General features: G+C 37.5%; 25 protein-coding genes. 1 reads left to right on the forward strand and 24 read right to left on the reverse strand.

Annotated elements, in window-relative coordinates; genetic code table 11:
- Nucleotides 1-164: 164 nt before the first annotated feature.
- From AC106S_RS01445 to AC106S_RS01480, 8 genes are all read right to left on the reverse strand, one after another.
- Entirely contained in the window at nucleotides 165-1,112 is a 948-nt protein-coding gene (locus AC106S_RS01445; protein ID WP_482437357.1) for an electron transfer flavoprotein subunit alpha/FixB family protein, read from the reverse strand.
- Nucleotides 1,113-1,151: 39 nt separating this feature from the next.
- Complete coding sequence (locus AC106S_RS01450) at nucleotides 1,152-1,898, reverse strand: electron transfer flavoprotein subunit beta/FixA family protein (protein WP_050020848.1); 747 nt, start codon at nucleotides 1,896-1,898, stop codon at nucleotides 1,152-1,154.
- A gap of 141 nt (nucleotides 1,899-2,039) precedes the next feature.
- A complete protein-coding gene (locus AC106S_RS01455; RefSeq protein WP_482437358.1) occupies nucleotides 2,040-2,747 on the reverse strand; it encodes an SDR family oxidoreductase in 708 nt (235 codons plus the stop codon).
- 76 nt (nucleotides 2,748-2,823) lie between these two features.
- On the reverse strand, nucleotides 2,824-3,735 hold the full coding sequence (locus AC106S_RS01460) for a T9SS type A sorting domain-containing protein (protein WP_482437359.1): 912 nt from the start codon (nucleotides 3,733-3,735) through the stop codon (nucleotides 2,824-2,826).
- Nucleotides 3,736-3,986: 251 nt separating this feature from the next.
- Nucleotides 3,987-5,006, reverse strand: coding sequence for a T9SS type A sorting domain-containing protein (locus AC106S_RS01465; protein WP_482437360.1), 1,020 nt, complete (start codon nucleotides 5,004-5,006; stop codon nucleotides 3,987-3,989).
- Nucleotides 5,007-5,293: 287 nt separating this feature from the next.
- Entirely contained in the window at nucleotides 5,294-6,208 is a 915-nt protein-coding gene (locus AC106S_RS01470) for a T9SS type A sorting domain-containing protein (protein WP_482437361.1), read from the reverse strand.
- A gap of 155 nt (nucleotides 6,209-6,363) precedes the next feature.
- Nucleotides 6,364-7,185: a T9SS type A sorting domain-containing protein gene (locus AC106S_RS01475; RefSeq protein ID WP_482437362.1), complete on the reverse strand. Its 822-nt coding sequence runs from the start codon at nucleotides 7,183-7,185 to the stop codon at nucleotides 6,364-6,366.
- Nucleotides 7,186-7,436: 251 nt separating this feature from the next.
- Nucleotides 7,437-8,816 (reverse strand): dipeptidase, encoded by a 1,380-nt coding sequence (locus tag AC106S_RS01480; RefSeq protein WP_482437363.1) that lies wholly within the window; start codon nucleotides 8,814-8,816, stop codon nucleotides 7,437-7,439.
- Nucleotides 8,817-9,252: 436 nt separating this feature from the next.
- Here AC106S_RS01480 and AC106S_RS01485 point away from each other — a divergent pair, with 436 nt between their 5' ends.
- Complete coding sequence (locus AC106S_RS01485) at nucleotides 9,253-9,561, forward strand: helix-turn-helix transcriptional regulator (protein ID WP_482437364.1); 309 nt, start codon at nucleotides 9,253-9,255, stop codon at nucleotides 9,559-9,561.
- A gap of 355 nt (nucleotides 9,562-9,916) precedes the next feature.
- Here the strand turns inward: AC106S_RS01485 and AC106S_RS01490 are convergent, their stop codons facing one another.
- The 16 genes from AC106S_RS01490 to atpB form a co-directional block, all read right to left on the reverse strand.
- Complete coding sequence (locus AC106S_RS01490) at nucleotides 9,917-10,720, reverse strand: GLPGLI family protein (protein WP_482437365.1); 804 nt, start codon at nucleotides 10,718-10,720, stop codon at nucleotides 9,917-9,919.
- Between the two features lie 9 nt (nucleotides 10,721-10,729).
- Nucleotides 10,730-11,035, reverse strand: coding sequence for a hypothetical protein (locus AC106S_RS01495; RefSeq protein WP_482437366.1), 306 nt, complete (start codon nucleotides 11,033-11,035; stop codon nucleotides 10,730-10,732).
- A gap of 191 nt (nucleotides 11,036-11,226) precedes the next feature.
- Entirely contained in the window at nucleotides 11,227-11,505 is a 279-nt protein-coding gene (locus AC106S_RS01500; protein ID WP_482437367.1) for a hypothetical protein, read from the reverse strand.
- 137 nt (nucleotides 11,506-11,642) lie between these two features.
- A complete protein-coding gene (locus AC106S_RS01505; RefSeq protein WP_482437368.1) occupies nucleotides 11,643-12,800 on the reverse strand; it encodes a class I SAM-dependent methyltransferase in 1,158 nt (385 codons plus the stop codon).
- 114 nt (nucleotides 12,801-12,914) lie between these two features.
- Nucleotides 12,915-14,072 carry a methylmalonyl-CoA mutase family protein gene (locus AC106S_RS01510; protein WP_482437369.1) on the reverse strand — a complete coding sequence of 386 codons (1,158 nt, stop codon included), beginning with the start codon at nucleotides 14,070-14,072 and terminating at the stop codon, nucleotides 12,915-12,917.
- 92 nt (nucleotides 14,073-14,164) lie between these two features.
- Nucleotides 14,165-14,521: an FtsB family cell division protein gene (locus AC106S_RS01515; protein ID WP_482437370.1), complete on the reverse strand. Its 357-nt coding sequence runs from the start codon at nucleotides 14,519-14,521 to the stop codon at nucleotides 14,165-14,167.
- 2 nt (nucleotides 14,522-14,523) lie between these two features.
- Nucleotides 14,524-15,138, reverse strand: a complete 615-nt coding sequence (udk, locus tag AC106S_RS01520; RefSeq protein ID WP_482437371.1) for a uridine kinase — start codon at nucleotides 15,136-15,138, stop codon at nucleotides 14,524-14,526.
- Between the two features lie 196 nt (nucleotides 15,139-15,334).
- Nucleotides 15,335-17,173, reverse strand: coding sequence for a T9SS type A sorting domain-containing protein (locus AC106S_RS01525; RefSeq protein WP_482437372.1), 1,839 nt, complete (start codon nucleotides 17,171-17,173; stop codon nucleotides 15,335-15,337).
- A 152-nt stretch (nucleotides 17,174-17,325) separates the two neighbouring features.
- Nucleotides 17,326-17,631, reverse strand: a complete 306-nt coding sequence (locus AC106S_RS01530; RefSeq protein WP_482437373.1) for an ATP-dependent Clp protease adaptor ClpS — start codon at nucleotides 17,629-17,631, stop codon at nucleotides 17,326-17,328.
- 12 nt (nucleotides 17,632-17,643) lie between these two features.
- Nucleotides 17,644-19,002, reverse strand: a complete 1,359-nt coding sequence (locus AC106S_RS01535; RefSeq protein WP_482437374.1) for a hemolysin family protein — start codon at nucleotides 19,000-19,002, stop codon at nucleotides 17,644-17,646.
- A gap of 248 nt (nucleotides 19,003-19,250) precedes the next feature.
- The gene (atpG, locus tag AC106S_RS01540) at nucleotides 19,251-20,120 is read right to left on the reverse strand and encodes an ATP synthase F1 subunit gamma (protein ID WP_062700037.1); all 870 of its coding nucleotides are present in this window, start codon (nucleotides 20,118-20,120) and stop codon (nucleotides 19,251-19,253) included.
- A 74-nt stretch (nucleotides 20,121-20,194) separates the two neighbouring features.
- Nucleotides 20,195-21,772, reverse strand: coding sequence for a F0F1 ATP synthase subunit alpha (atpA, locus tag AC106S_RS01545; protein WP_482437375.1), 1,578 nt, complete (start codon nucleotides 21,770-21,772; stop codon nucleotides 20,195-20,197).
- A gap of 16 nt (nucleotides 21,773-21,788) precedes the next feature.
- A complete protein-coding gene (atpH, locus tag AC106S_RS01550) occupies nucleotides 21,789-22,328 on the reverse strand; it encodes an ATP synthase F1 subunit delta (RefSeq protein WP_482437376.1) in 540 nt (179 codons plus the stop codon).
- 2 nt (nucleotides 22,329-22,330) lie between these two features.
- Nucleotides 22,331-22,825, reverse strand: coding sequence for a F0F1 ATP synthase subunit B (locus AC106S_RS01555; RefSeq protein WP_482437377.1), 495 nt, complete (start codon nucleotides 22,823-22,825; stop codon nucleotides 22,331-22,333).
- A 102-nt stretch (nucleotides 22,826-22,927) separates the two neighbouring features.
- Nucleotides 22,928-23,146, reverse strand: a complete 219-nt coding sequence (locus tag AC106S_RS01560) for an ATP synthase F0 subunit C (protein ID WP_034681712.1) — start codon at nucleotides 23,144-23,146, stop codon at nucleotides 22,928-22,930.
- 52 nt (nucleotides 23,147-23,198) lie between these two features.
- Nucleotides 23,199-24,323, reverse strand: coding sequence for a F0F1 ATP synthase subunit A (gene atpB, locus AC106S_RS01565; RefSeq protein ID WP_482437378.1), 1,125 nt, complete (start codon nucleotides 24,321-24,323; stop codon nucleotides 23,199-23,201).
- Nucleotides 24,324-25,365: the final 1,042 nt, after the last annotated feature.

Genomic DNA, 25,365 nt, shown 5'->3' on the forward strand with positions numbered 1-25,365 from the left:
GTTTTCACTTTTTTACGCAAAAATAAAAGCCCGGAAAGCCGAGCTTTTATAGTATTGTGTATGATTATTAATGGTCAATAGCAAATTTTGCTTTGCAGGTGAATTTCCAATCGGTCAAAAAAATGACGGAAGAAGGCAATTCTCACCTTTAACCATTAACTTTTTTATCCTCTGATTGCTTTGATTTTCTCTGTTAGAGCCGGAATGATCTGGAAAGCATCTCCTACTACTCCGTAATCAGCAGACTTGAAGAACGGTGCTTCTGCGTCATTATTGATTACTACAATGGTCTTGGAAGAGTTTACTCCTGCAAGGTGCTGGATGGCTCCGGAAATTCCTACTGCAATGTAAAGATTCGGGGCAATGGCCTTACCGGTTTGTCCTACGTGTTCTGTGTGAGGTCTCCATCCGATGTCAGAAACCGGTTTGGAACAAGCGGTAGCGGCTCCGAGAACATTGGCCAAATCTTCGATCATTCCCCAGTTTTCAGGACCTTTCATCCCTCTACCTGCAGATACAACGATTTCAGCTTCTTTAAGGTCTAATTTACCAGAGCTCTGCTCGTGAGAAATCACTTTGGTATCTTCGTTGGCTACGGAAAGATTTTTCACTTCTTCTGAACCTGAAGCTGCATTTTCTTTTACTCCGAAAGCGTTCTGAGAAACGGTAACAATTACTCCGGTTCCTTCTGCTTTTGCGTGCATGAATCCTTTTCCTGAGAACGCTTTTCTTTTCACCTGGAACGGAGAAAGGCTTTCAGGAGCTTCCAAAGCATTGGTAATTAAAGAATAGTTTTTCATAACCGCCAGCATCGGAGCAATGGAAGAAGCATCAGTAGTGTGAGGGAAAACAATGATGTTTCCGTCTGCTACTTCGTTTACAGCCTGTGCATAAGCTTTTGCGGAGAAATTTTTAAGGCCTTCATCCTTGATGTTGATTACATTTGATGCTCCATATCTGTATAATAAATCTGAAGAATCTGTTGGGTTTACGGAGATTGCGGTAACGGTATCACCTGCTTTATCTGCAACAGCTTTAGCGTAAGAAACTGCTTCAAAGGCTGCTTTTTTGTAAACTCCGTTTATATTTTCTGCGTATACGAATACTGCCATTTTTTTAAATTTAAAAGATTAAAATTAAAGGATTAAGAATTAGATCACTTTAGCTTCTTCATGAAGTAATCTCACCAATTCATCAAGGTTGTCAGGAGAAACCATTTTTACGGCAGCTCTCGGCGGTACGCTGTCATAAGATACTCCCTGAACTTTTACTTCTGAAGAAGCAGGTTCTACAACCTGTAAAGGTTTTGTTCTTGCAGACATAATTCCTCTCATATTTGGAATGATAAGGTCTTTTTCATCTACTAATCCTTTCTGTCCTGCAATAACTGCCGGAAGTTTCACTGAAATAGTTTCTTTACCTCCTTCAATTTCTCTTACTGCAGTAGCTTCGCTTCCGTTTACGTCTAAACCTACCGATGCATTTACGAAAGGCTGGTTCAGCAGCTGTGCAACCATTCCCGGAACGGAACCTCCGTTGTAGTCGATAGATTCTTTACCGCAAAGGATAAGGTCATATCCTCCGTTCTGAGCTACGGCAGCGATCTCTTTTGCTGTTGAATAGCTGTCTTTAGGATCAAGATTTACTCTTACCGCATCATTGGCCCCAATTGCCAGTGCTTTTCTGATTACCGGCTCTGTGGCAGCATCTCCTACGTTGATTACTGTTACTGTTGCTCCCTGAGATTCCTGAAGTTTAACCGCTTTTGTTAACGCAAATTCATCTAAAGGGTTGATTACCCACTGAATTCCGTTTTTGTCGAAAGCAGACTTATCTGCTGTAAAGTTAATTTTGGAAGTAGTATCCGGAACACTACTAATACAAACTAATATTTTCATGTGTACTATTTTATTATTTCCCTTTTTTGCATAAAAAATAATGCAGAGATTTTATTGTAATTAATTTTTGCTAATATAAATAAAAAATATATTATGCATGCATAATACTTATTAAATTATTATTCAATACATTAAATGTAGTTATTTAGCCGGCTGCGTTGCCCTAAATTCTATTTTACTCGGCAAAACACGGGGATTCATCTTCAAAATATCCAGTACAAGATTCCCCATATCTTCGGGCTGGATCTTCCAGCTGTCTTTTTCTGAAGGAATATTACCGTTGAAATGAGTGGCCACCGATCCCGGCATGATTACCGTAGATTTGATGTTGTATTTTCTGAGATCAATCATTGCAGCCTGTGTAAAGCCTACCACACCGAATTTTGAAGCATTATACCCTGTTCCGTTTTCGAAGAAATTGGCACCTGCCAGGCTGGAAATGGTGATATAGTATCCTTCCGTTTTCTTTAATTCTCCTACGGAAGCTTTTAAGGTATGGAAAACTCCGGTAAGATTGGTTTCAATCATATCGTTCCACTCTCCGGCTGTGAGTTCATCTACGGGTTTAAATATTCCGAGGCCTGCATTGGCAATAACAAAATCCAGTTTTCCGAATTTTCCCACAGTATATTTCACCGCTTCTTCTTCACTTTCGAGGCTTCTCACATCAGAAACAATTCCCAGAACGTTTTCCGAATACTGTTTAAGTTCTTTCTCGGCTTTCTCCACCTCATCTCTTTTGCGTCCTGAAAATGCAACAGAAATTCCATTTTCGAGCAATATTTTTGCAATCCCGAAACCTATTCCTTTGGTTCCTCCTGTTATATAGGCAACTTTATCGTCTGGCATATCTATGAATTTTAATGCTCTAAAATAGCAAAAACGCCCCAATTGGAGCGTTTTATATACCCTAAGATTTATCAGGTTAGTATTTGATGAATTTCTCGGCGATCCTGCCTGCTTTTGTTTCCATATTGATGATATAGCTTCCGGGGGTCAGATTTTTTACATTCACTTTATTGTCCTTAAGATCAACAGGAACTTTTCTTCCACTGCTGTCAAAGATCTCCGCAGCAGTGATCTTTTCTTCGGAAACAAGGGTCAGATAATCAGAAACAGGATTCGGATATACGGCTACTTTTTTCAGAGAGCTGTATATTTCTTTTGTTCCTAACCAAGAAATATCTCCTTCGATAGAAAATGCAAGGCCATCATAAGCAGAACTCATCATTAAACTGCTGATATCAGTCCAGCTAGTAAGCCCTTCCCCAAGCAAATCGGAAGGGTCTATTGCTTTAGCAGCATTGCCGTTTACCTGTCCCACATACCAATTAAACCAGAAATCGGGCGCATCAAAGTCCGGTAAGTTTGTTTTTGCAGCAAATACCAGCCAATATGTAGTATTTGCTGATAAAATTACAGGGGCAGCCAGGGCAGCATTTATATCAATTTCAAACGTATAGGCATTGCTGTTCGGCGTTTTTATCAAATTATATCCGGGAGCACCTTTTGCAATATCAACTTCCATAATAGGGGTTCCTGATACCTGGGGAATTCCTGCAGGTCTTCCTGAAGCATCCGCATAAATATAGAGCATAGCTCCTGTCGCAACGGCTGTTTCTAAATTTTCCGCATTTTGAGATCCCATGATTTTCACTTTGGTTATTTTACTCTGAGAGGTAAGGGTAAAATCATCTGCTAAGATAAAAATGGTCCCGTCCGATAAAGCATTCGAAAGCATTCCATCCGTTCCTGTCGCTGCCTGTGAATAGATTGTTGTTTGCGCCTTTAGGAAAATCATTCCCAGAAGAGCACTTAAAAGTATAGTTTTCTTCATTACAAATATTATTTTATACATTGTAAAAATAAAAACCTCCCATAAAGAAAGCAAACTACCTGATTATCAATTTAAAAAAACGCTAAATATTAAAAAAAAACCATGCCGGTTAGTGTAAAATATTAATTATTGAAACATTATTAAATAATTTATTTAACAATTAAAAAACAGTTTGTTCCCGTAACAGCCCTGTTTTCAAACAAAAAAACGCTCCAATTGGAGCGTTTTTATATATCCTGAGAACTGTCAGGTTATTTTTTAATGAATTTCTCGGTAGTTTTACCGTCTTTAGTTTCAAAAGTCACGATATAGCTACCTGGATTAAGATGCTTTACATCAACCTTGTTTCCTTCCAGCTGAGAAGAAACTCTTTTTCCGCTCATATCATAGATCTCAAGGTTATTGATTTTTAAACCTGTAAGAATATTTAAGTAATCAGCTGTTGGGTTTGGTCCGATAGCGATCAGTGAATTCTTTTTACTGTCTGTCTCAGTCGTTGCCAATGTAGCATTATTAGCAGCAACCACTGCATAGTTATCAATTCCGAAAGTTGTTGGTCCTGCATTTACCGGAGATGTAGCCGTAGCTCTGTAAGGAGAGCTGTAAATATCGAATTCTCCCGGATCAAGCCCTGCCACAGTGTCTGCACCGTCAACTGCCAATGTAAGAGGAGCTTCATCACCGATTGTATAGGTAATTTCTCCAGTTGTTTTGTTGTAGCTGAACCCAACTGTTACCCATGTATTGGCAGGATAGGTAGTAGCAGAAATTCCTGTAATTGTATAAAAAGCTGAACTCAGTCCTGTATTAAGATAAGCCAGACCTGTCATCAGTTTGGTCTGTGAGTTATATCTCACTCCTACAATTCCATTTCCGTCACCTCCAAAGATAGCGATCCCGGATGCATGCTGATTTGTAGAAGTTCCGGTAAAGATATCCGCTTTACCTCTGATGATATTATTTCCTGGTGTTCTCGCTGCCCAGGCTAAATCCATTCCACTTTTGAAGGCATAACGCGCAGAAGTTGCCGCCCCGTCATTACCTCCGATAATCTGAATATATTTTCCATGAGCTGCATTGCCATTTACAATCTGATAATCGGATACTGCTCCGTTATACAGGTATATACCTCCCTGTCCCGCAGTTGTACCCGCAGTAGATGTTGCAACATTTCCCAGTGTATAAGAATTGTAGTTGTCTGATTCCAGAACCTGAGCTGAAGCAGAAACTGCTGACGCTAATGCTAAACAAAATAGTAGATTTCTTTTCATGATATTTTTTTTATTTAATGTTGTAAATATAGAACTTTTATTCTAATCAAAAACAAAAATACAACAAAAAATAAAGCATAAATCAATATATTGACTAAAAATATAAACATATGGCATTTTATTTATTTTGCTAAAATCATATAATAAAAATATTTTAACTGAAAATAATACCAACAGCCAATACATTTACTGAAAAATATACAAAACACAAAAAATATATTGGAATCCTACAAATACACTTTGCAAAACATCAAAACAAAAAAACTGACTGTCAACTACATATACGGTCACTTTTTAGTGAATTTCTCCGTGAAATTCCCCTCATCAGTTATTATATTAAGCAGATACAAACCTTCCGGCAGACTCTTTATATCCAGCATATCCTTATTCAGTTTAATTTGAATTTCTTTTCCTTCCATATTATAAATTTTAACGGCCTTTACCGGGTGAGAACCAGAAAGCCGGATAAAATCCGTAGCCGGATTAGGATATATCATGATTCTTTTCTTAGTATCCGTGATATCTTTTACAGATAATGCAGTTTCATTATTTATCCGGATATTATCAATATAAGCGTAGCCTTCTTCATTATTGTGAACAAAGCGAAGCTGATCAATATTGGCCGGCTGTGCTGCTGCTCCTGTATAGATCAGTGTATTGTCAAGATAATATTTTATATCTGAAAGGGTGCCCACCACCTTAAATCTGTACCAGATATTGGGCTGCCATGATCCGGAAGCTGTGATCATCCCAGAGCCTGAAGACTGATCAAGGATTTTAACAGAGCCTGTATTCTCAAAGTCCACACGGATTACAAACTTGTCTTCAGCATTGTTCATTCCCTGGAAGCCAAATACCGATCCGTTGAGCTGAGACATTGTAATATCAAATGAAACAGAAAATCCCGTAGAAGGCAACTGAATCTGAACATTATTAAAAGCCCCGATAATTGGAACCGATTGGGTTCCGTATGTATTTTCTTTTACAATCCGGAGAGAATTATAGCCATCTGTGGCATCATCAATACAAATGGTCTGATTGAGTATATTGGGAGGCTCATCTCCTGTGGGAGTGCTGATCCATGGTCCCTGCGCATGAATACTTCCGGTATAAAAGCCTTCAAAATCTTCAAAAGAAGTCCTCAGTTGTGTGAAATAAAACACTGAAAACAAACAAAATGCGGTGGAGTAGATTTTTTTCATAGTCATTTTTTTAAGTCAGAATGAAATTAAAAACATCCTGGAGTAAAAAAAATACCATGAATCAAGGGGAAATCCAATTATTGTTATTAACTTGAAGCTGATTTTTAAATAAAAAAAAACGCTTCGTTTGAAGCGTTTTTTTAATCTATTAATCTTTATTTCTTAATTATTTTCTTTGAATAGATTTTATTTTCGGTGGCAATTTTCATCAGGTAATTTCCTGGAGGGAGCTGCTGTAAGTTAACTTTATCATCAATCAGTTCCGTACTTACCTTTCTTCCTGTTAAATCAAAGACTTCCGCTTTTAAAATTTTAGATTTAGACTGTAAGGACACATAATCTGTGGCTGGATTAGGGTATATAACCAGTCCATCCTGTGTTAAATCTATCTCTGAGGTTCCTAAACTTCCATGAGTAACCTTTACCGTATCTAAAATTAGAGCCAGCTGATTAGCGGTGTTGAAATGTCTGAAATAAATTTTAATACTTTGTCCTCCAAAGCTTGACAGATCTATACTTTTACTAAAAGCAACTCCTGCAGTAGAAAGTGTTTCTTCCAAAAGCGGTGTCTCTGTTCCCTGAAAAGTACTTGCGGAAGGAAGAACATAAACTGCATAATGTTCCTTTGGATTAATAACTAATGCATCGAATTTATACCCGCCTATTAAAAATGTTAATGCGGCAGGGCTTCCTGGCGCTAAAGTAATAGATGGTGTTACCAGCAGGTTATCCGGATCAGCAAGAAAAGAATAAGAATAAGCAAAATTACCTGAAAAACCAAAAGGATCAGTTATTGGAAAACCGGAACTATCACTTTCCCAATTCTTTAGATCACCATCCCGGTCAACAGCTACCCAGCCTGGTGGCAGATCAGGTTCAGTAATTGACGAAAAGGTTTCCTCAAAACCAGTTTGGGCATTTACTTGTAAAGCTGTAGAAAATAATACAGATACGGCAAAAAATAATAATTTTTTCATAAAATGTTTTTTTTAAAATTCAACATTAAAGACAGGTACTGAAAAACTGATTTACAGTATATTCCAAAGATATTTTCCGTATCATTAAAAACAAATTTTTACGAATGAAAAATTAAAAAAAACCTTAAAATCACATAAAAATCTATTTTAAAACGATTATTTTCAACCATTTATAATTATTAACAAAAAAAACAAGGCATTTCATAAAGAAATGCCTTGTTTGAGAAAAATATCTTATAAAAATTAACTATTTATTTCGAATAATTTTCAAAAAATAATGGAATACTTTCAATTCCCTTATAAAAATTAAATAATCCATAGTGCTCATTGGGAGAGTGGATAGCATCAGAATCCAGACCGAAGCCCATCAATACAGATTTAGCGCCCAATACTTTTTCGAACATTGCCGTAATCGGAATACTTCCGCCGCTTCTGTAAGGCAGTACCTCTTTACCAAAAGCAGTTTCCATTGCCTGTTTTGCCGCTAAGAATTCTTTTGTATCACTTGGAAGAACGTAAGGCATTCCTCCGTGATGAGGGGTAACTTTTACCTTTACGTTTTCAGGAGCAATTTTTTCGAAATGTCTGGTAAATTTCTCTGTGATCTCTTCCGGAGTCTGATAAGGAACCAGACGCATGGAAATTTTAGCAGAAGCTTTGGAAGGGATAACTGTTTTGGCCCCTTCGCCCGTATATCCGCCCCAGATTCCGTTGCAATCCAGTGTTGGACGGATAGAGGTTCTTTCCAGTGTAGTATAGCCTTTTTCACCCTCTACTCCGTTCAGCCCGATTGATTTCTTGAATTCTTCAGGATTGTCTTTCAGCTTGTTCATTTCTGCCCTGTCGGTATCAGATACCACCTCTACATTGTCATAAAAACCATCAATCGTGATATGCCCGTTCTCATCGATCAGCTGGGCAATCATTCTGGATAATACATGAATAGGGTTAGGAACTGCTCCTCCGTAAAGTCCTGAATGCAGGTCTCTGTTGGGTCCTTCCACCTCTACTTCCACATAGCTCAGACCTCTTAATCCGGTCGTTACGGTAGGCTGCTCATTACTGTAAATATGGGTATCGGATATTAGGATACAGTCGCAGGCCAGTTTTTCTTTGTTTTCGTTCACGAAATCACCCAGGCTTACCGACCCTACTTCTTCTTCTCCTTCCAGAATAAATTTCACATTGCACGGAAGCGTATTGGTTTTCATCATGGCTTCAAAAGCTTTCACATGCATGAAAAACTGTCCTTTATCATCTGCAGATCCTCTGGCAAAGATAGCTCCCTCAGGGTGAAGTTCGGTTTTTTCGATATAAGGTTCGAAAGGCGGTTTTCTCCACAGCTCCAGCGGATCTGCCGGCTGTACATCGTAATGCCCGTATACCAGAACCGTAGGAAGGTTTTTATCTAAAATTTTTTCTCCGAAAACGATAGGATATCCTTTTGTTTCGCATACTTCCACATTATCTGCGCCTGCATTCTTCAGGTGTTCTGCACATACCTCTGCACACTTCAGTACGTCATCTTTATAAGCCGGATCTGCAGAAATAGAAGGAATTCTCAATAACTCAAATAACTCATCCACGAAACGCTGTCTGTTTTCGCTGATGTAATTTAATGTCTCTTGCATTGTAAAATTTTATTTTGCTAAAAGTAAAAAAAATGGCCTGCAGGCGCAAGTAAAAAGGAAGAATTTTCAAAGGGATTTCTAAAATTGTATTTTTCCTGCCATGAAGGAAAGGCTTCTACTGAAAGTCTTTTTTTATAAGCTTCGGAACGTTGTGAAAAATTCATTCAGATAATTCAGATAAATCATACGGATCACTTTTACAAATCCTCCGTATGAATCACTTAATATTTATCACCTGTAAGTGAAAATAAATAATTAAAAATAAGAGATTACATTTATATTTTATTACACCTTAAAGGGAATTACACAAATAACGCCATATTTTACAATAACCGACGTTTTTATTTTGATTTTATTCAGTTTTTATATTGCTTTATTCTGCATTTAAAGCATACAGGAAATTAAGGAAATAAGCAAACCATTTAAAAGCAGATATATGAGCATAGGAGTAACCCTTAAAAGATTTCGAAGCAGAACCCAATATTCCCAGCAGGATATTGCAGATATGCTGGAGGTAGACAGGCTTACGTATGTCAACTGGGAAAATGAAACCACAGAAGTAAAATCCAGATATATTCCTAAGCTGGCAAATATATTTGGCGTGAAAATCGAAAGCTTGTTTGAGCCACCCTCCACCAGCATTATTCAGGTTGGAGGACAGATTATCATTAAGGTTTCTGATCAGGAAACAGCAGAAAAACTGGGTAAACAGATACAGGAACTTATCAAAACTTTACTAAAATAATTTTTCATCATTTTGTTAATTTAATGAGGCCGTCTTTTTGCTACGGTCTCATTTTTTTTAATATTTCCCGCAATTATTTTACGTTATTCAAAATTTTCCAGATCCTAAGCAGGCAGATATATTTGGTGTAAAAATTGAAGATTTATTTGAAACATCTGCCACCAGCATTATTCCGATTAATAATGACAATTCTTCCGGTAATTTAAATAATGGAATTTTCATCAATCTTTCAGACAAAAAATTGTAGAAAAGCTGAGCGAGCAGTTTGCACTACAAACGTAGATATAAACCTCCTAAATTGATGAGGCTGTGTAAAACTAAAAACTATAAAGGTAATATTATAAACACTTTACATTTAATCTATAAAATTATTGTCACGTCTCGCATTACTGTTTATCCTTTCAATATCTTCAGGAGTAAGTTTAAAACCACCTATCCTACTTAAGACTGTTCCTGCTGGATCATTTAAATAATTCTGGCGGGATTTTTGGAATGTCTGATAGGTTGTATTGATTGCTTCTTTCATCAGGACCATAGGCTTGGCAACCTTTTTAACACTGATCATTGAAAAGATATTATATGTTTTAGTATCGTAAATTTCCAAGATCAATCCAGGTAAGCCTTTAAATATATATGGTCCATCATTAATCGGAATCTCAGACGTATACCATGATTCATAATTGCGATTTTTGTATTTTCCAGAAGCTTTGTGACATAGATAAGAGCCTATCTTTTTTGTTTCCTTATCAAGTTGCCAAATGACTTTATCTTCGAGAGGAAATGCAAAACGATTTCTCAAAAATTCTTTAAAAACTGTTTGCTTTCCGTTTTGAGCAAATACTTCATCAGGAAAAAAGACTGAAGGAACATTTCTCATGTCCAGTATCACCTTACCATTTGCAGGGGCAGCAAAAGCTTTCTCTCCAATAGCCATCATAACCGAATCCTTAACAGCCTTCTTGTTACTTTTAAATAAAGATGTACTACCCTTTATAAGCAAGGACAAATCTTCTTCAATAACATTATCTTTAACCAATGTATCTCTTACCATTTTTAACCTATAAATAATCTCATATTGTGATGTAATAGTATCAGATTTAGCTGATTGAGAATACAGGAAACTGCCTGCGATCAGAGAAAATAGAATAAAAAAGCGCATATATATATTTTATGGGTTCTGCTTTCCACAAATAGATTCAGTTAAAAGTTGAGCGTTATGAACCTCTTCAATGTGCGCCTGCTGATATGTAGCGTTATGAGATCCTTCACCCCAGCAAATGGTATCATCGTATGTTGTATTCTTACACCAGACATATAAGCCTACTTGCTGGCAGGTCATCAAAACTTTCTGAGAACTTTCCGATTGCTCAGTTTTAGAAACAGTTTCTTTTTCTTTATTAGTTTCAGTTTCTTTTGCACTTACACTTACCATTCCAGCAACACAAAAAGTGGCTAATAAAATTGTTTTTTTCATAGTTGAAATATTTATTTGGTTTACACTACAAACGTAGATATAAACCTCCTAAATTGATGTATATAAAATTCAACAAATTTTGTTGAATTTTATATACATATTCATGAAAAATGAGCTTAAATCCTGACGACAGTTATAAACAAAAATGTCCTGCACACAGTGGCAGGACATTTTATATGGTATACTCGTAATTAATGTTCGGCTTTCGGAGCTTTTTCAGCTTCAGCAGGCTTTGCAGCGGCAGTGCTGTCTTTTTTTGGAGCTTCAGCTTCGTGCTTTTCAGCAGGAGCCGCTTCTTTGTGACCTTCAGCAGCGTTATGACCATGTGCTTCGCCTCCGCCCTGTACGTCATCAGAATATCTTTCTACTCCTTCTTCCAGTTTCAGTGTATTTTTGTTTCCTCCTGCCTGGATCTTTTTACAGCTTACAGCTACAGCAGCAATAGCTAAACATATAACTAATTTTTTCATATACAAAATTTATTTTTTAAAGGTCGTATGAAACCGCAGTATTTCAGTCTGTCCCGACCGTTTAAACAGCAGGCGGCTTCATGCTTAAATTTTTGATTGCCCAAAATTAAGAAATCCTGCTTTTTTCGGCAACATTTTTATACTGATTTTAAAATAATTTTACCTTTTTTGGATTGTGTAAAAATAAGATAGTTTTCTCCCCCATCTTTTATCCCGTATTTCTTCCTGATCTCTTCGGGTTTCAGCGGATAGTTTTTGGAAATAATATTGAACTGTCCTTTCTTTTTAATCTCCTTAGATTCAACCGTTTCCATTTCCAGGATCCGACCCGGAAAACCGTCATTTTTTTTATCTGAAGTATAAATATGAGTATTGGGATGAAGTTTTTTCAGTGTAAACCGCTCAGAGACCAGGCTGAATGCTCCGGCTTTCAGAATAGAGTTATTGGGAATGTAAATGAACCTTTCGGGTTCACCGTATACAGCTTCTGCACGGTCTTCCCCACCAAATGTGAATGAAAATTCGGGTTCATTGCTGTCCAGGTTAACGCAATTACAGATAATTCCGTCATATTTTTTTTCTGAAAGGAAAACAACGACTTCTTTCACATCGTTTTTCAGGGCTATAATTTCTATCCGGAAAATACCGGAAAGTACTGAAACCAGATATTTAAGATCAATCAGCGGAGAAAGTTTTATGATCACCTGATCTGAAGATGCCATAAGCTTTTCCTGAATTTCAAGAATATTGGGTGAGAGATCTTCCAGAAGGAAAACTTTGTTTTTACTGCTGTCCCTTCTTGCCGGATCAAGATACATCACATCAAAATGTTCTGCATTGGAGTCCAGAAATTCTTCCAGCTTCCGGTTTATAAATGAAGCTTTACGTTCCATAATGCCCCAGTTATGTTTTACGGTTTCCAAAAGTTCAGTATTTTGTTCTACCAGTGTAACTTCTTCAAAATTCTGCGAAAGATAACAGGCATCAATCCCGAATCCGCTCGTAAGATCTGCGAACTTTCTTCCTTTTAACATTTCTGATTTATAGGCAGCGGTCTTTTCTGAAGAAGACTGCTCCAGATTGAGCTGGGGCGGAAAAACAATTCCGTCTTTTAACAGGAAAGGAAATTTTTTCCCGGCAACCTGTTTTCCTTTGATCTGCTGTACGATTTCCGGCATAGAAACATCAGGAAACGGGGATTTTTTCAGCAGTAATGCGTGTAAATCCGTATTCAGATTGGTATTGATGAAGTTCTGAACCTGTTCGTCCAGTATTTTGTTTCCCTCGGGTTTCATATTTTTTATATAAGTCCGCAGACTGGGCAGATCACGCAGATTTTTTACATATAAATATCATTGATATTCAACAGAATAATCTTTGGCATCTGAGGAATCTGTGGGAAATTACAGTTATTCAAACATTTCAGCCCAACGTACGGCTTTTATTTCATTTTCGCTGTAAAGCTCTTCCACTGACTTTTTAATGTCTAATTTAGGGTATAAATTAACTCCGATGAGCTTTATTTTCCCTTCTTCCACCCATTTCTGCTCTTCAACGGCATGGTCATAGATCTTTTTCTGTACAGTTCTCTGTTTTAAAAGTTCAAGATAACCTCCGGCTTCTTCTATTTCTACAAAAAGATCCCAGGATTTTTCTGCAATCTGGCGGGTAATATCTTCTACATAATAGCTTCCGTTTGAAGCATCTTCAAATACATTGATAATGCTTTCATAAGCTAAAACAATCTGCTGTTTGAAAGAAATTTCTTCGGAATTTTCCGTACTTTTCTCTACGAGATAGTTGTTGCTGAAAACGGCATCTGCTCCTCCGATCATTGCGGAAGCTAGTTCCAGGGTTGAGCGGATCAGGTTGTTTTCATGATCAGCAATGGCTTTGTTTCTAAGGGAAGTTTCGGCAAAGATATAAGGAACTTCGTCCAGACCGTATTCTTTGGAAAGCTGGTTAAAAACGATTTTAAAAGCTCTCAGTTTCGCCATTTCAAAGAAATAGTTTCCACCGACAGCAATTCTGAAGATCAGTTTATTTAAAATTTCGGAACCATACACTTCAGTAAGTTCCTTTGTTTGAGCCAGTGCTACTCCCAGCTGCTGATAAATGGCGGCTCCCGCATTCTGGTGAAGGGAAATATCAATGCAGATATTTCTTCTGAAGTTTTTTGCTAAAAGTTCTTTAGCCAGCTGATCGTCTATAACAGCCGTTTTTTCATCAATAACACTGATGAGCGAAAAATACTGATCTTCTTCTTTTGGGCTGATGTGCCCTGCAAGATCCCTGTTATTGACAAATAGCGTCTTTTGCTCAAGATTCTCTACATTATGTTCCAGAATAAACGCAAATACATCTTCTTCCAGACTTTCGTGGTAAGTTGCCACAAGATGGGTATTTTCTTCAACTTTCGGCAGGTTGGCCAGTGGTTTCGGGACCTCACTGTAAAACGGTTTTACTTCAATTCCTTCCAGGTTTTCCTTTTTTAAAATTGAATAAATATCTTCTGTTTTAAGTTGCTTTTTTACTAAATTTTCCCAGTTTGGAAGTGTTTCTGACATTGGAGATGGAGTATTTGTGAATTGTGAAACCGCCAATAGTGAGTTTCAAACTGAATGTAAATTCACTGTTGACGGATTCTGTTCAGTTTGTATTATTTTTTCGCAATATTACTGCTGTCTACCACCAGGATGAAGATTTCTTCGTCCGGTTTTTTCATAAAGTAATTTTCTCTTGCGTATTTTTCTTTTTCCGATTTATTATTCATCAGCTTTTTATAAAAAGTATCATTTTTTTCGTATTCCTTTTTATAGTATTCCAGCTGTTCTTCATACCGGCTGATTTCGCCGTTCAGTTCATTGATTACGAGAAAAGAGGTTTTATCAAAGAAAATCATCCAGACCAGAAACAGACCAATGGTAATGGTATATTTATTCAGCACATATTTCTGAATGAGTCTGAGTGTTTCAGACTTCGGCCGGATATCTTTAATAAGTTTGTTTTCTTTCATTTTTAATGTTTTCTCAACGAATTTTTTATAACAGTAGTTAAAAAGTCAATCGCTACGGAATTCTGTTTCATATTCGGAATGATAAGATCTGCTTCATTCTTAGACGGTTCAATGAATTCCTGGTGCATCGGTTTTAAAGTGGTCTGATAACGGTGAAGAACTTCGTTTAAGTCTCTTCCTCTTTCCTGTGTATCTCTTCTGATCCTTCTGATCAGCCTTTCATCTGAATCGGCATGAACAAATACTTTCAGGTCAAATTCTTTCAGGAGTTCTTTATTGGTAAGGACCAGAATTCCTTCTACCACCAATACGTTTTTAGGTTCTACTGTGACATGGTCTCCTGTTCTGGAATGCGTTACAAAGCTGTAAATCGGCTGTTCTATGGGCTGATTGTTTTTTAGAGCTTTTACGTGTTTCAGCATGAGTTCGAAATCTATGGACTTCGGGTGGTCGTAATTTAACGCTTCCCGCTCTGTCAGGGTAAGATTCGGATTGTCATGATAATAATTATCCTGCGAAAGGATGTTCATTCCTTCAATATCAAGCTGCTGGAGTATCTTGTCAACAACTGTAGTTTTGCCGGAGCCTGTACCTCCTGCAATTCCTATTACAAGCATTCTTTTTTGTTTCTTTATAGTTTGTACAAATATACTATTTTAGATAAAAATATGACAGTACGGACAGATAATTTGACAAATTAAGAACGGCAGATATCTCCTGGGGAAAAAGATGATGCACTTTTCCGGCAGTATATGCCATTCGGGACAAAAAAAATCCGATGCTGTGCACCGGATTTAAAAAGTCTTTTAATGTTTATTTTTTAATAAATTTCGCGGATATTTCCAATTCTTTAATGGTTAAAATATAATCGCCTGTCTGAAGTGATGAAACATTGATCTGGCTTCTTCCGTTTCCTACTGTTGCATCCATTACTTTTCGGCCTTCCATGTTGTAGATCTCGGCTTTCTGCTCTTTATTTCCTTTCAGTGATACATTTAAGATATCAGAAACAGGATTTGGATGAATGGCAATCTGCTGTTCTTTAGCAACCTCTTTTGTACTAAGCTGGCAGGTATAGGCAGGAAGCGTATACCCGGCTGCTGTAAATTCCTGAGTCATTGCGGTAATATCATTACAGTTAAATCCAAACTGCCCCAACATATCGATAGCAGCCTGTCTTACAGCAATAGCTGCATTTTGCTGGTTAGTGGTTGAAGTGGTTAAATCAAGTCCTTCCAGGAATGCTCTGTCTGTTTTCTCTTTTCCAATTCTGTCATAGATTCTCATCAGAGCAGCAGACCAGATTTGAGCCTTATCGTAATAATTTCCAGATCCGGGATAGGTCATTGTGGTATTAGTAATTCTCCCATCCCAGAAAGGGTTATGCCCATCCCAGTTAAACATCCAATTATACTGTGGAGCTGATGAAGGCCATTGATTTAAGCTTCTGCTGTAGGAGTGTGCCCAGTAATCTCCACATCCTTCGCTCAGACCATCTGCATTAGATATTCCTCCAGCCAGCCAGTGATGAATACCATGTCCCAATTCGTGCAGAATTACATCAGCGTCTTCAGCGTCGTCTACCCCTCCTTCTCCAAATCCAAGAGATTCGCTTCCGGTCAGGTAATGAGAATTATCTGATCCATTAAAGCCATGCGGATCAAATCTTAATACCCCACTGTTTTGCGAAGGCCTGCATGCTATTCCTAAAGTTACGTTGATGTATCTAAGGCTATTATCCAGATGCCAATAAGCATTAGCCGCTTCAAATCCCTGCTCGTTTCTATTAAAAAGAAATTGGCTGGTAGATTGTGTAAAAAGTCCCGTAGCAGGTGCTTCTATATCTTTAATCTCAACATAGCTTCCTTTTAAGGTATAAATTCCGCCAGTAAAATCAATTTCAGGAATAGTGACTAATGTTCTGGCCGCATCCAGACTTGCATTTGTAGCATCATTATTATCTACGAAATTACCTCCATAGTCTGATCCGGTTTTAGACAGGGGGTCCGGTTCAAAAATATAAGCAGTTCCTGTTACAAAAGCTTTTTTCGCCTTTACTTTTTTACTTTTTTTATGATTAGACGGGCCATTTTCGTTGTGATGTTTTACAGAAATATCTTTCATGCTGATTACAGCCCCTGTTTTTGCATCCACAATCGTCTCCCAACTTCCAGGATTGTCAAACGAACTGGTCAGTACTCTGTAAACAAGCTTTGTTTCTCCTGAATCTGTAATATAAACAACCAGTTTATTTTCTTCATAAGTGATCTCTCCTGTGGTCTTAGAAGCTGTATGCGCTTTTTTAAGAGCTTCCGATGCGGAAATAGAAGGCACTGTATCCACTTCCTTCAGATCTTTCCTGAAACTTTCCGTACCCGTATAACTTATTTTCCCGTCCTTATTGAAATGAACCAGAATTTCAGACTGAAAAACCGGCACATCTTTTATAAACTGCTGAAAACGGAGTGTTTCTCCGGTATTACCTTTACGTACAGATTTTAAAGTAAGTTTACTAAAACTTTGAATTCCCAGGTTTCTTGAGTTGTCCTGGATCCACCTGTTAGCGGGAGCTTCAAAAGATGATTGCTGGGCCATTAGTGTGCTGCAGCATAAAACACTGCCTAATACCAGTGAAGTAATTTTCAATTTCATATATTGTTTTTTTGTAATCGTTATAAAAATAATAAATATTATTGAATATTAAGTTTTTTTAACACAAAAAAACAACATAAAGTATAGAAAATTTGATAAACTGTTTTACAGATATTAAAAACCGTTTCATGAAAATGAAACGGTTACTGTTTTTATACGATTTCGCTTGTTAATTCCCTTGAAAGCAATTTTTCATGCATAGGCTTCAAAAGATCCATTGAGCCTGTTTTTACGGTACATTTGCCTTTGTAATGTACCAATATCGTACACTGTTCGGCCTGTTCCAAAGTATGTTTACAGATTTCGATCAGACAGTCGATCACATAATCGAAGGTATGAACATCATCATTGTGTAAAACAAGTTTGTAGACTTCATCCGTATCATCCAGAACGAGTACTTCTTCTTCATACTGCCGTTTCGGATCTTCATAATCTTTTATACTGTTATAAAAAATCATCTTTAATAAATTTTAAACTTCTCCTATTTTATCGGCCAGATCGTTGATCATATTTGGCCCTTCATATATCAATTCTACAAGCTCTACGCTTTTATTATTCATTTTCAGGATCTTGAAATGGTAATTATCAAGGTCAAATTCCTGATTTTCTTCCGGAATATCTTCCAGTTCATGAAGAATGAATCCTGCCAGTGAATTGTATTCGCTGTCTTCTGATAACGGAAGTTTTTTAGGCAGATATTCGTTGATTTCATCCAACGGCTGGGTTGCCTGAACCCAGTAAATATTATCCCCGATCTTATCTACCAGTTTATCTTCATCATCTTCTTCATCCTGAATCTCTCCTACCAGTTCTTCCAGAATATCTTCCAGGGTAATAATTCCTTCTGTTCCCCCAAATTCGTCAATAACGATAGCCAGGTGCTGTTTTTTCTGCTGGAAGATCTTCAAAAGGTCTGAAATCTTTTTGCTTCCCACTACGAAAAAGGCGTCACGCATCAGCTCTTTAAGGTCTTCATGGTTAAGATCTCCTTTTCTCTTAACAAATTCCCTGATAATCTCTTTGGTATAGAAAATACCGATTACATTATCAATGGAATCCAGGTATACAGGAATACGGGAATACCCGCTGTCCATGATCTTATTGATAATCTCATTGATATCTTCTTCAAAATCGATGGAGGTAATATTCTGTCTGGGAACCATGATCTGTTTGGCAGAATGATCGGTAAAATCGAATGCATTTTTGATGATCTCGTAATTTTCCTCTTCGATTTCTCCGCTATCGGCGCTCTGTTTTACCAATAACTGAAGCTCTTCTGTGGAGTGGATCTCCTGTTCTGAAGCGGGATGGATCTTTACGATTCTTAAGAAAGCATTGGACATGGAGTTCATCAACCAGATAAACGGCTTGAAAACGGTGTAAAATACTCTTAGAGGAACTGCCGTAGCCATCGTCGTTGCCTCTGATTTTCTGATCGCAATTGACTTAGGAATAAGTTCTCCGAAAACAATATGCATGATGGTGATCAATACAAAACTGATGATCAGTGATACCGAGGTGATCGATGCCTGGCTCATCTCTATGCTTAAGGAGTGAAAAATATTTTCAACAATATGGTGAAGCGCACTTTCCCCTACCCAACCTAATGCCAGGGAAGCCAATGTAATACCAAGCTGTGTGGCAGAAAGATATTCATCTAAGTGTTTGATGATGTGTTCCGCCTGTTTTGCCATAGAGTTTCCTTCTGCGGCTTTTAACTGAATTTGTGAGTAACGAACTTTAACAATTGAAAATTCTGCGGCTACGAAAAAGCCATTGAGTAAAACAAGAAATAAGGCTAGCAAAAGCCTGACTATGTCCGAGTCCATTTAGAAATTGTGTAATTTTTATTTCTACAAAGATATGGAAAATATAAATAACTAAGGATTTTAATTTAGGGAAAGGGTGATAGAAGCTGGAAGAGGAAGAAAAATATGGCCGGAAATAACAAAAGGGTGCTGTTATTTTAAGGTTCTGTAAGCCCGATTTTTTTAGAAGCATAGGACCTTAATTCTTCATATTTCAATAAAAAAGCACCGAAGGTGTCGGTGCTTTGGATATACTGTTAAGGTATTTCTTATGAATTTTTCAGGGCTTCTGCTCCGGAAACGATCTCCAGGATCTCGTTGGTAATGGCAGCCTGTCTTGCTTTGTTGTAGAAGATCACAAGATCATTCTTTAAAGCCTGAGCGTTGTCTGTCGCTTTATGCATGGCTGTCATTCTCGCTCCGTGCTCTGATGCTACTGAATCCAGAACGGCTTTGAAAACCTGTGTTTTGATCGATTTAGGGATCAAATGATCAAGGATTTCAGCTCTGTTGGGCTCGAAGATATAATCTGTTTCTACCGGAGCCTGCGATGCATCTGCTTCAGGCATTGAAATCGGAAGAAGCTGTTCAGTCATTACTTCCTGAGTGGCAGCATTTACAAATTTGTTATAGATCAGATAAACCTCGTCAAATTTACCTTCTTTAAAGCTGCCCATTACACCTTCTGTAACGTGGGCAACCGTATCAAAGTTTAAATTATCAAAAACGGCACTTTCATTGGCATATACTTTACGGTTTTTTCTTACCGCATCAAATGCTTTTTTACCGATTGTAAGAACTTCAACTTCGTATTGAGATTTATTCTGAAACTGGCTGTTAAGTTCTTTTACAATAGATGAGTTGAAAGCTCCTGCAAGACCTCTGTTTGAAGTAACAGCGATGAAAAGAACTCTCTTCACTTCTCTTTTTTGAGCATAAACAGAAACCTGATCAGGATCTGAGCTAGAATTTACATTCTGGATGATTTCCTGTAGTTTTTCAGAATAAGGTCTCAACATTACGATTGCATCCTGTGCTTTTTTAAGCTTCGCCGCGGAAACCATTTTCATAGCACGTGTAATCTGCATCGTAGATGAAATTGACGTAATTCTGCCTCGTATTTCTTTTAAGTTTGCCATTAATTTGGGTTCAAAGTTTATGGTCTGAAGTTTAAGGTTTAAAACGATGTTTCAAACCTTAAACGTTGAGATTTTTAGTTATATTTAGAAGCTAGATCGTTAGCTGCCTGCTTAAGAACGCTGGTAATTGAATCATCAATTTTTCCTGCTTTGATAGCAGCCATTGTATCCGGGTGCTTAGATCTTAAGAATGCGATGTATTCTATCTGGAATTCTTTTACTTTTCTGATAGGGACATTTCTAAGAAGGTTTTCAGTTCCTGCATAGATCATGGCTACCTGGCTGTCCACCGGAAGTGGAGAGTTTACCGGCTGCTTAAGGATCTCTACGTTTCTTTCCCCTTTAGAGATTACCGCTAATGTAGCAGCATCAAGGTCAGAACCGAATTTAGCGAACGCTTCAAGTTCTTTATATTGTGCCTGGTCTAATTTAAGAGTACCAGATACTTTTTTCATTGATTTGATCTGAGCGTTACCTCCTACCCTTGATACAGAGATCCCTACGTTGATCGCAGGACGAACCCCTGAGTTGAATAGATCAGACTCCAGGAAGATCTGTCCGTCTGTAATAGAGATTACGTTGGTTGGGATGTACGCGGAAACGTCACCTGCCTGAGTTTCGATGATCGGAAGAGCTGTTAATGAACCTCCTCCTTTTACGATTGGTCTCAGAGACTCCGGTAAGTCGTTCATCTGGCTCGCAATATTGTCATCAGCAATTACTTTAGCTGCTCTTTCCAATAGTCTGGAGTGAAGATAGAAAACGTCTCCAGGGTAAGCTTCACGGCCCGGTGGTCTTCTTAAAAGCAGGGAAAGCTCACGGTAAGCAACCGCCTGTTTAGATAAATCATCATAAACGATAAGCGCCGGTCTACCCGTATCTCTGAAGAACTCACCGATAGCAGCACCTGCCATCGCAGAGTATACCTGCATTGGAACCGGATCTGATGCGTTAGCTGCAACGATTACTGTATAAGCCAAAGCTCCTTTATCAGAAAGGGTTTTAACGATTTGTGCTACGGTAGAAGCTTTCTGACCGATAGCTACATATATACAATATACTGGTTTACCAGCATCAAAGAATTCTTTTTGGTTGATGATCGTATCGATAGCAACAGTAGTTTTACCTGTCTGTCTGTCACCGATGATAAGCTCTCTCTGTCCTCTTCCTACAGGGATCATAGAGTCTATCGCAACGATACCTGACTGTAAAGGTTCAGTTACCGGTTGTCTGTAAATAACTCCGGGAGCTTTTCTTTCCAATGGCATTTCGTATAAATCTCCTGAAATAGGACCTTTACCATCGATTGGGTTACCAAGAGTATCCACTACTCTTCCTAACATTCCTTCTCCTACTTTGATAGAAGAGATTCTGTTTGTTCTTCTTACTGTATCTCCTTCTTTTACTAATTTACTTTCACCAAGTAGAGCAACACCTACGTTGTCTTCTTCAAGGTTAAGTACAATACCTTCTACATCACTAGAAAATTTCACCAACTCTCCGTATTGTACGTTTTCTAACCCGTATACACGAGCAATACCATCACCGATGGTTAAAACTGTACCTACTTCCTCAACGTTTGACTGAGTATCGAAGTTGGCCAATTGCTGTTTTAAGATCGCAGATACTTCTGCCGGATTTATTTCTGCCATTGTATGGTTGTTTTTCTTAATTTAATTGGAAATCTTTTTTAACTTGGTTTAGTTTTGTCTTCACAGACGCGTCTACCTGCTGGTCTCCTACTCTAAGGATGTATCCTCCAAGGATCTCAGGTTTTACATTTAGATTCAGATCAAAGCTTGAGCCTGCTTTTACAAGATTACTGGCTTTTAAAATCTGATCGATGTTTTCTTTTGAAAGCTGTGTTGCCGTAGTAAGGGTTACTCTCTGTACGCCGTTGATGTCTTCAACTTTGTTGATGAATTCCTGGGCAATGTTTTTCAATTGGTTTTCACGTCCGTGTCTGATCACTAATCTGATCAGATTTTGTGAAGAAACTGATAAACCTTTGAATATCTGGTCTGCTACCTCTATTTTCTTTTTTGCATCAATGTAAGGAGTAAGGAAGAATTTGTTCAAATCCGCAGACTGAGCCATGATCTTCACTACCTCTTTCATTTCAGAAAATACGGCAGCTGTCTGTCCTGATTCGTTTGTGAAATCCAGAAGACCCTGTGCGTATCTTTTAGCTACTTTAGATGTAAGCATTCTTAGTTAAGGTTAGATTTGTTTAAATAATTTTGAACTAATTCGTCCTGAGCTTCGCTGTTATCCAGCTTTTGCTTTAAGATAGACTCAGCGATGTTTACAGATAAAGTACCGATCTGAGTTTTGATGTCTGCCATAGCAGCATTTTTCTCAGCTTGGATTGTCTGCTTAGCCGCTTCGATCATTTTGTCTCCTTCAGTTTTAGCAGCGTCTTTAGCTTCTCCAACGATTCTGTCTTTGATTTCTCTGGCTTCTTTAAGGATAGCATCTCTTTCGATTTTAGCTTCACGAATAATTCTTTCGTTATCAGCCTTAAGTTCTTCCATTTCTTTTTTAGCCAGTTTAGCTTGGTTCAATGCATCAACGATAGAGGTTTCTCTTTCATTAACTGCATTCACGATTGGTTTCCAAGCGAATTTTGCTAGAAGAAATAACAGGATAACAAACGTAAGGGTCATCCAAAACAAAAGTCCAATTCCAGGTTCAATAATTCCCATATCTGTAAATTCTTTTTTTTTAAATGTTATTTATGGATTGTTTTTTAAAATTCTTAGCAGCTGCCAACCGCATCACTGCTAAGAATGTTTTTTGAGGATAGATTACTTGATGAAAGCACCAAAGATGATCGCGATAAGACCAGCACCTTCAATAAGACCAGCAGCGATAAGCATTGCTCCCTGAATCTTACCAGCCTGCTCCGGCTGTCTAGCGATAGCGTCCATTGCGTGACCACCGATTTTACCGATACCTAGACCTACACCTAGTACTGCTAAACCGATACCTACGTAAACTAAACCTGTTCCTGTTGATAAATCCATAATAAATAAATTATATTAGTTAAAAAATTATTTTTAAATTCTTTCTTTTTAATTAGTGAGCGTGCTCTTCATGGTGATCATGCTCGTGCTCTGCAACTGCAATACCGATAAACAATGCAGATAATACCGTAAAGATATAAGCCTGGAGCGCTGCTACCAATAATTCCAGTACGGAAACGAATAACGCTAATGGTACTGATGCAAATCCTAAAAGCGGAGACTTAAAGATGAAGATCAGTGAGATGATCGCAAGAATCATAATGTGTCCGGCAGTGATGTTGGCGAAAAGTCGCATCATTAATGCAAACGGCTTGGTAAAGATACCGATGATCTCGATAGGAACCATAATTGGATATAACAATAACGGTACCGGCGGCATAAAGATGTGTTTCCAGTAATCTTTATTGGCACTGAATAAGGTAATTAATAATGTAATGATAGCTAAAACCGCAGTGATTGCAATATTACCTGTAAGGTTCGCCCCGAAAGGAAAGAAAGGAATCAATCCGAAAAGGTTGTTGAACCAGATAAAGAAGAACGCCGTTAACAGGTAAGGCATATATCTTTTATATTTCACTGATCCGATATTTGGGATAGCCACTTCATCTCTGATGAATACGATTACAGGCTCCATTACTTTACCGATTCCTTTTGGAAGCTGCGATTTTTTATAATTCCTTGCCATTCCTATGAACACTACTGCCATAAAAATTACTGACAAGAACATTGAAGCTGCATTTTTTGTGATTGACAGATCAAAAAACACTTCGTTTGATTTTTGTTTTCCGCTGATGATAGAGAATAATGTTGCTTTCTGAACTCCTTTAGTGGAAACTACCTGCCCGTGCTCTAAAGTGTACCCGTCATGTTCAAGACCATGAGCAATGCTGCTTGAAAGAAAAGTATGCCATCCTTCATTATCTTTAATGATCACCGGCAATGGGATTGAAACATGATGCTCTTCGCCACTGTCATCTTTTGTAGTCCATAAATGCCATTCGTTAGAATCGCCAATGTGTTCCATGATCACTTTAGTCGCATTGAAGCCCTTCTCGTCTTCTTTATGCTCTACTTTTTCAGCTACTTTTTCCCCTTCAGTTTCATGCTGCGCAGTGGCTAAACCACTAATAAACACAAACAAAAATGCGAAAAATAATGAAGAAATTTTTCTGTTCATATCTCTTTTTTAATCGTGTGCAAATATATCGATTTTATTAAACTTTACCAATACTAAAAATTGATTTTTATCATCAAAAAAATCAGGATTTATTAATGAGTTTTATTATAGGCATATATATAAGGAATGACGCTACCACAAAGCATCCGAGCAAAAACAGAAAATTTTCGTTTGTTTTGTCAATAATCAGTAAAGATATCAGCAGCCAAATCACATCTTTAGGAATATTTACCGTAAGAAATCTGAGCCCCGCATTCTCTCTGCCATAAAAATACTTTTTAAATATTATATATACAGCTGTATTAAGAACCGCTGCCAATGCTATAATAATAAACCCCTCTAAAAAATTCATGCTGCAAAAATAGAACTATATTTTTTAAGACGGAAGAAATAATAAGGATGGTCAAAATGGAAGTTACATCGTCTCTGATTTTGCAGTTTTTTTTGTTGGAATACACAAGGGCGCAAGAATTATTTTACAGGCTTATAAAAAAGAGCGCAATGATTTTATCTCCGATAAAATTTTACACCGCAAAATCCATAAAAATCTTTGATTTTTATGTGTTCTTCTCAACATAAAGCTAGTTTCTTAAAAGAATCTTTTGTGTAAAAACCTTTTGACTACGTCGAACCTTCGGTTTGTGGTTAAAATAATTTCCCGGAGATTCCACAGAATTTCTCAGATGGTTATGGAAATTTTTTGCCTGCAGATTGTGCAGATTGAGCAGATTTTTTTGTTGGAATGCGCAAGGCCGCAAGAATTATTTTACAGGCTGTATAAAAAAAAGGCGCAATGATTTTATCTCCGATAAAATTTTACACCGCAAAATCCATAAAAATCTTTGATTTTTAAACCTAAGTGTTCTTCTCAACATAAAGCTAGTTTCTTAAAAGAATCTTTTGTGTAAAAACCTTTTGTGGTTAAAATAATTTCCCGGAGATTCCACAGATTTTCTCAGATGGTTATGGAAATTTTTTGTCCGCAGATTGTGCAGATTGAGCAGTTTTTTTTGTTGGAATGCGCAAGGCCGCAAGAATTATT

It is taken from the genome of Chryseobacterium sp. FR054 (genome assembly GCF_056844565.1).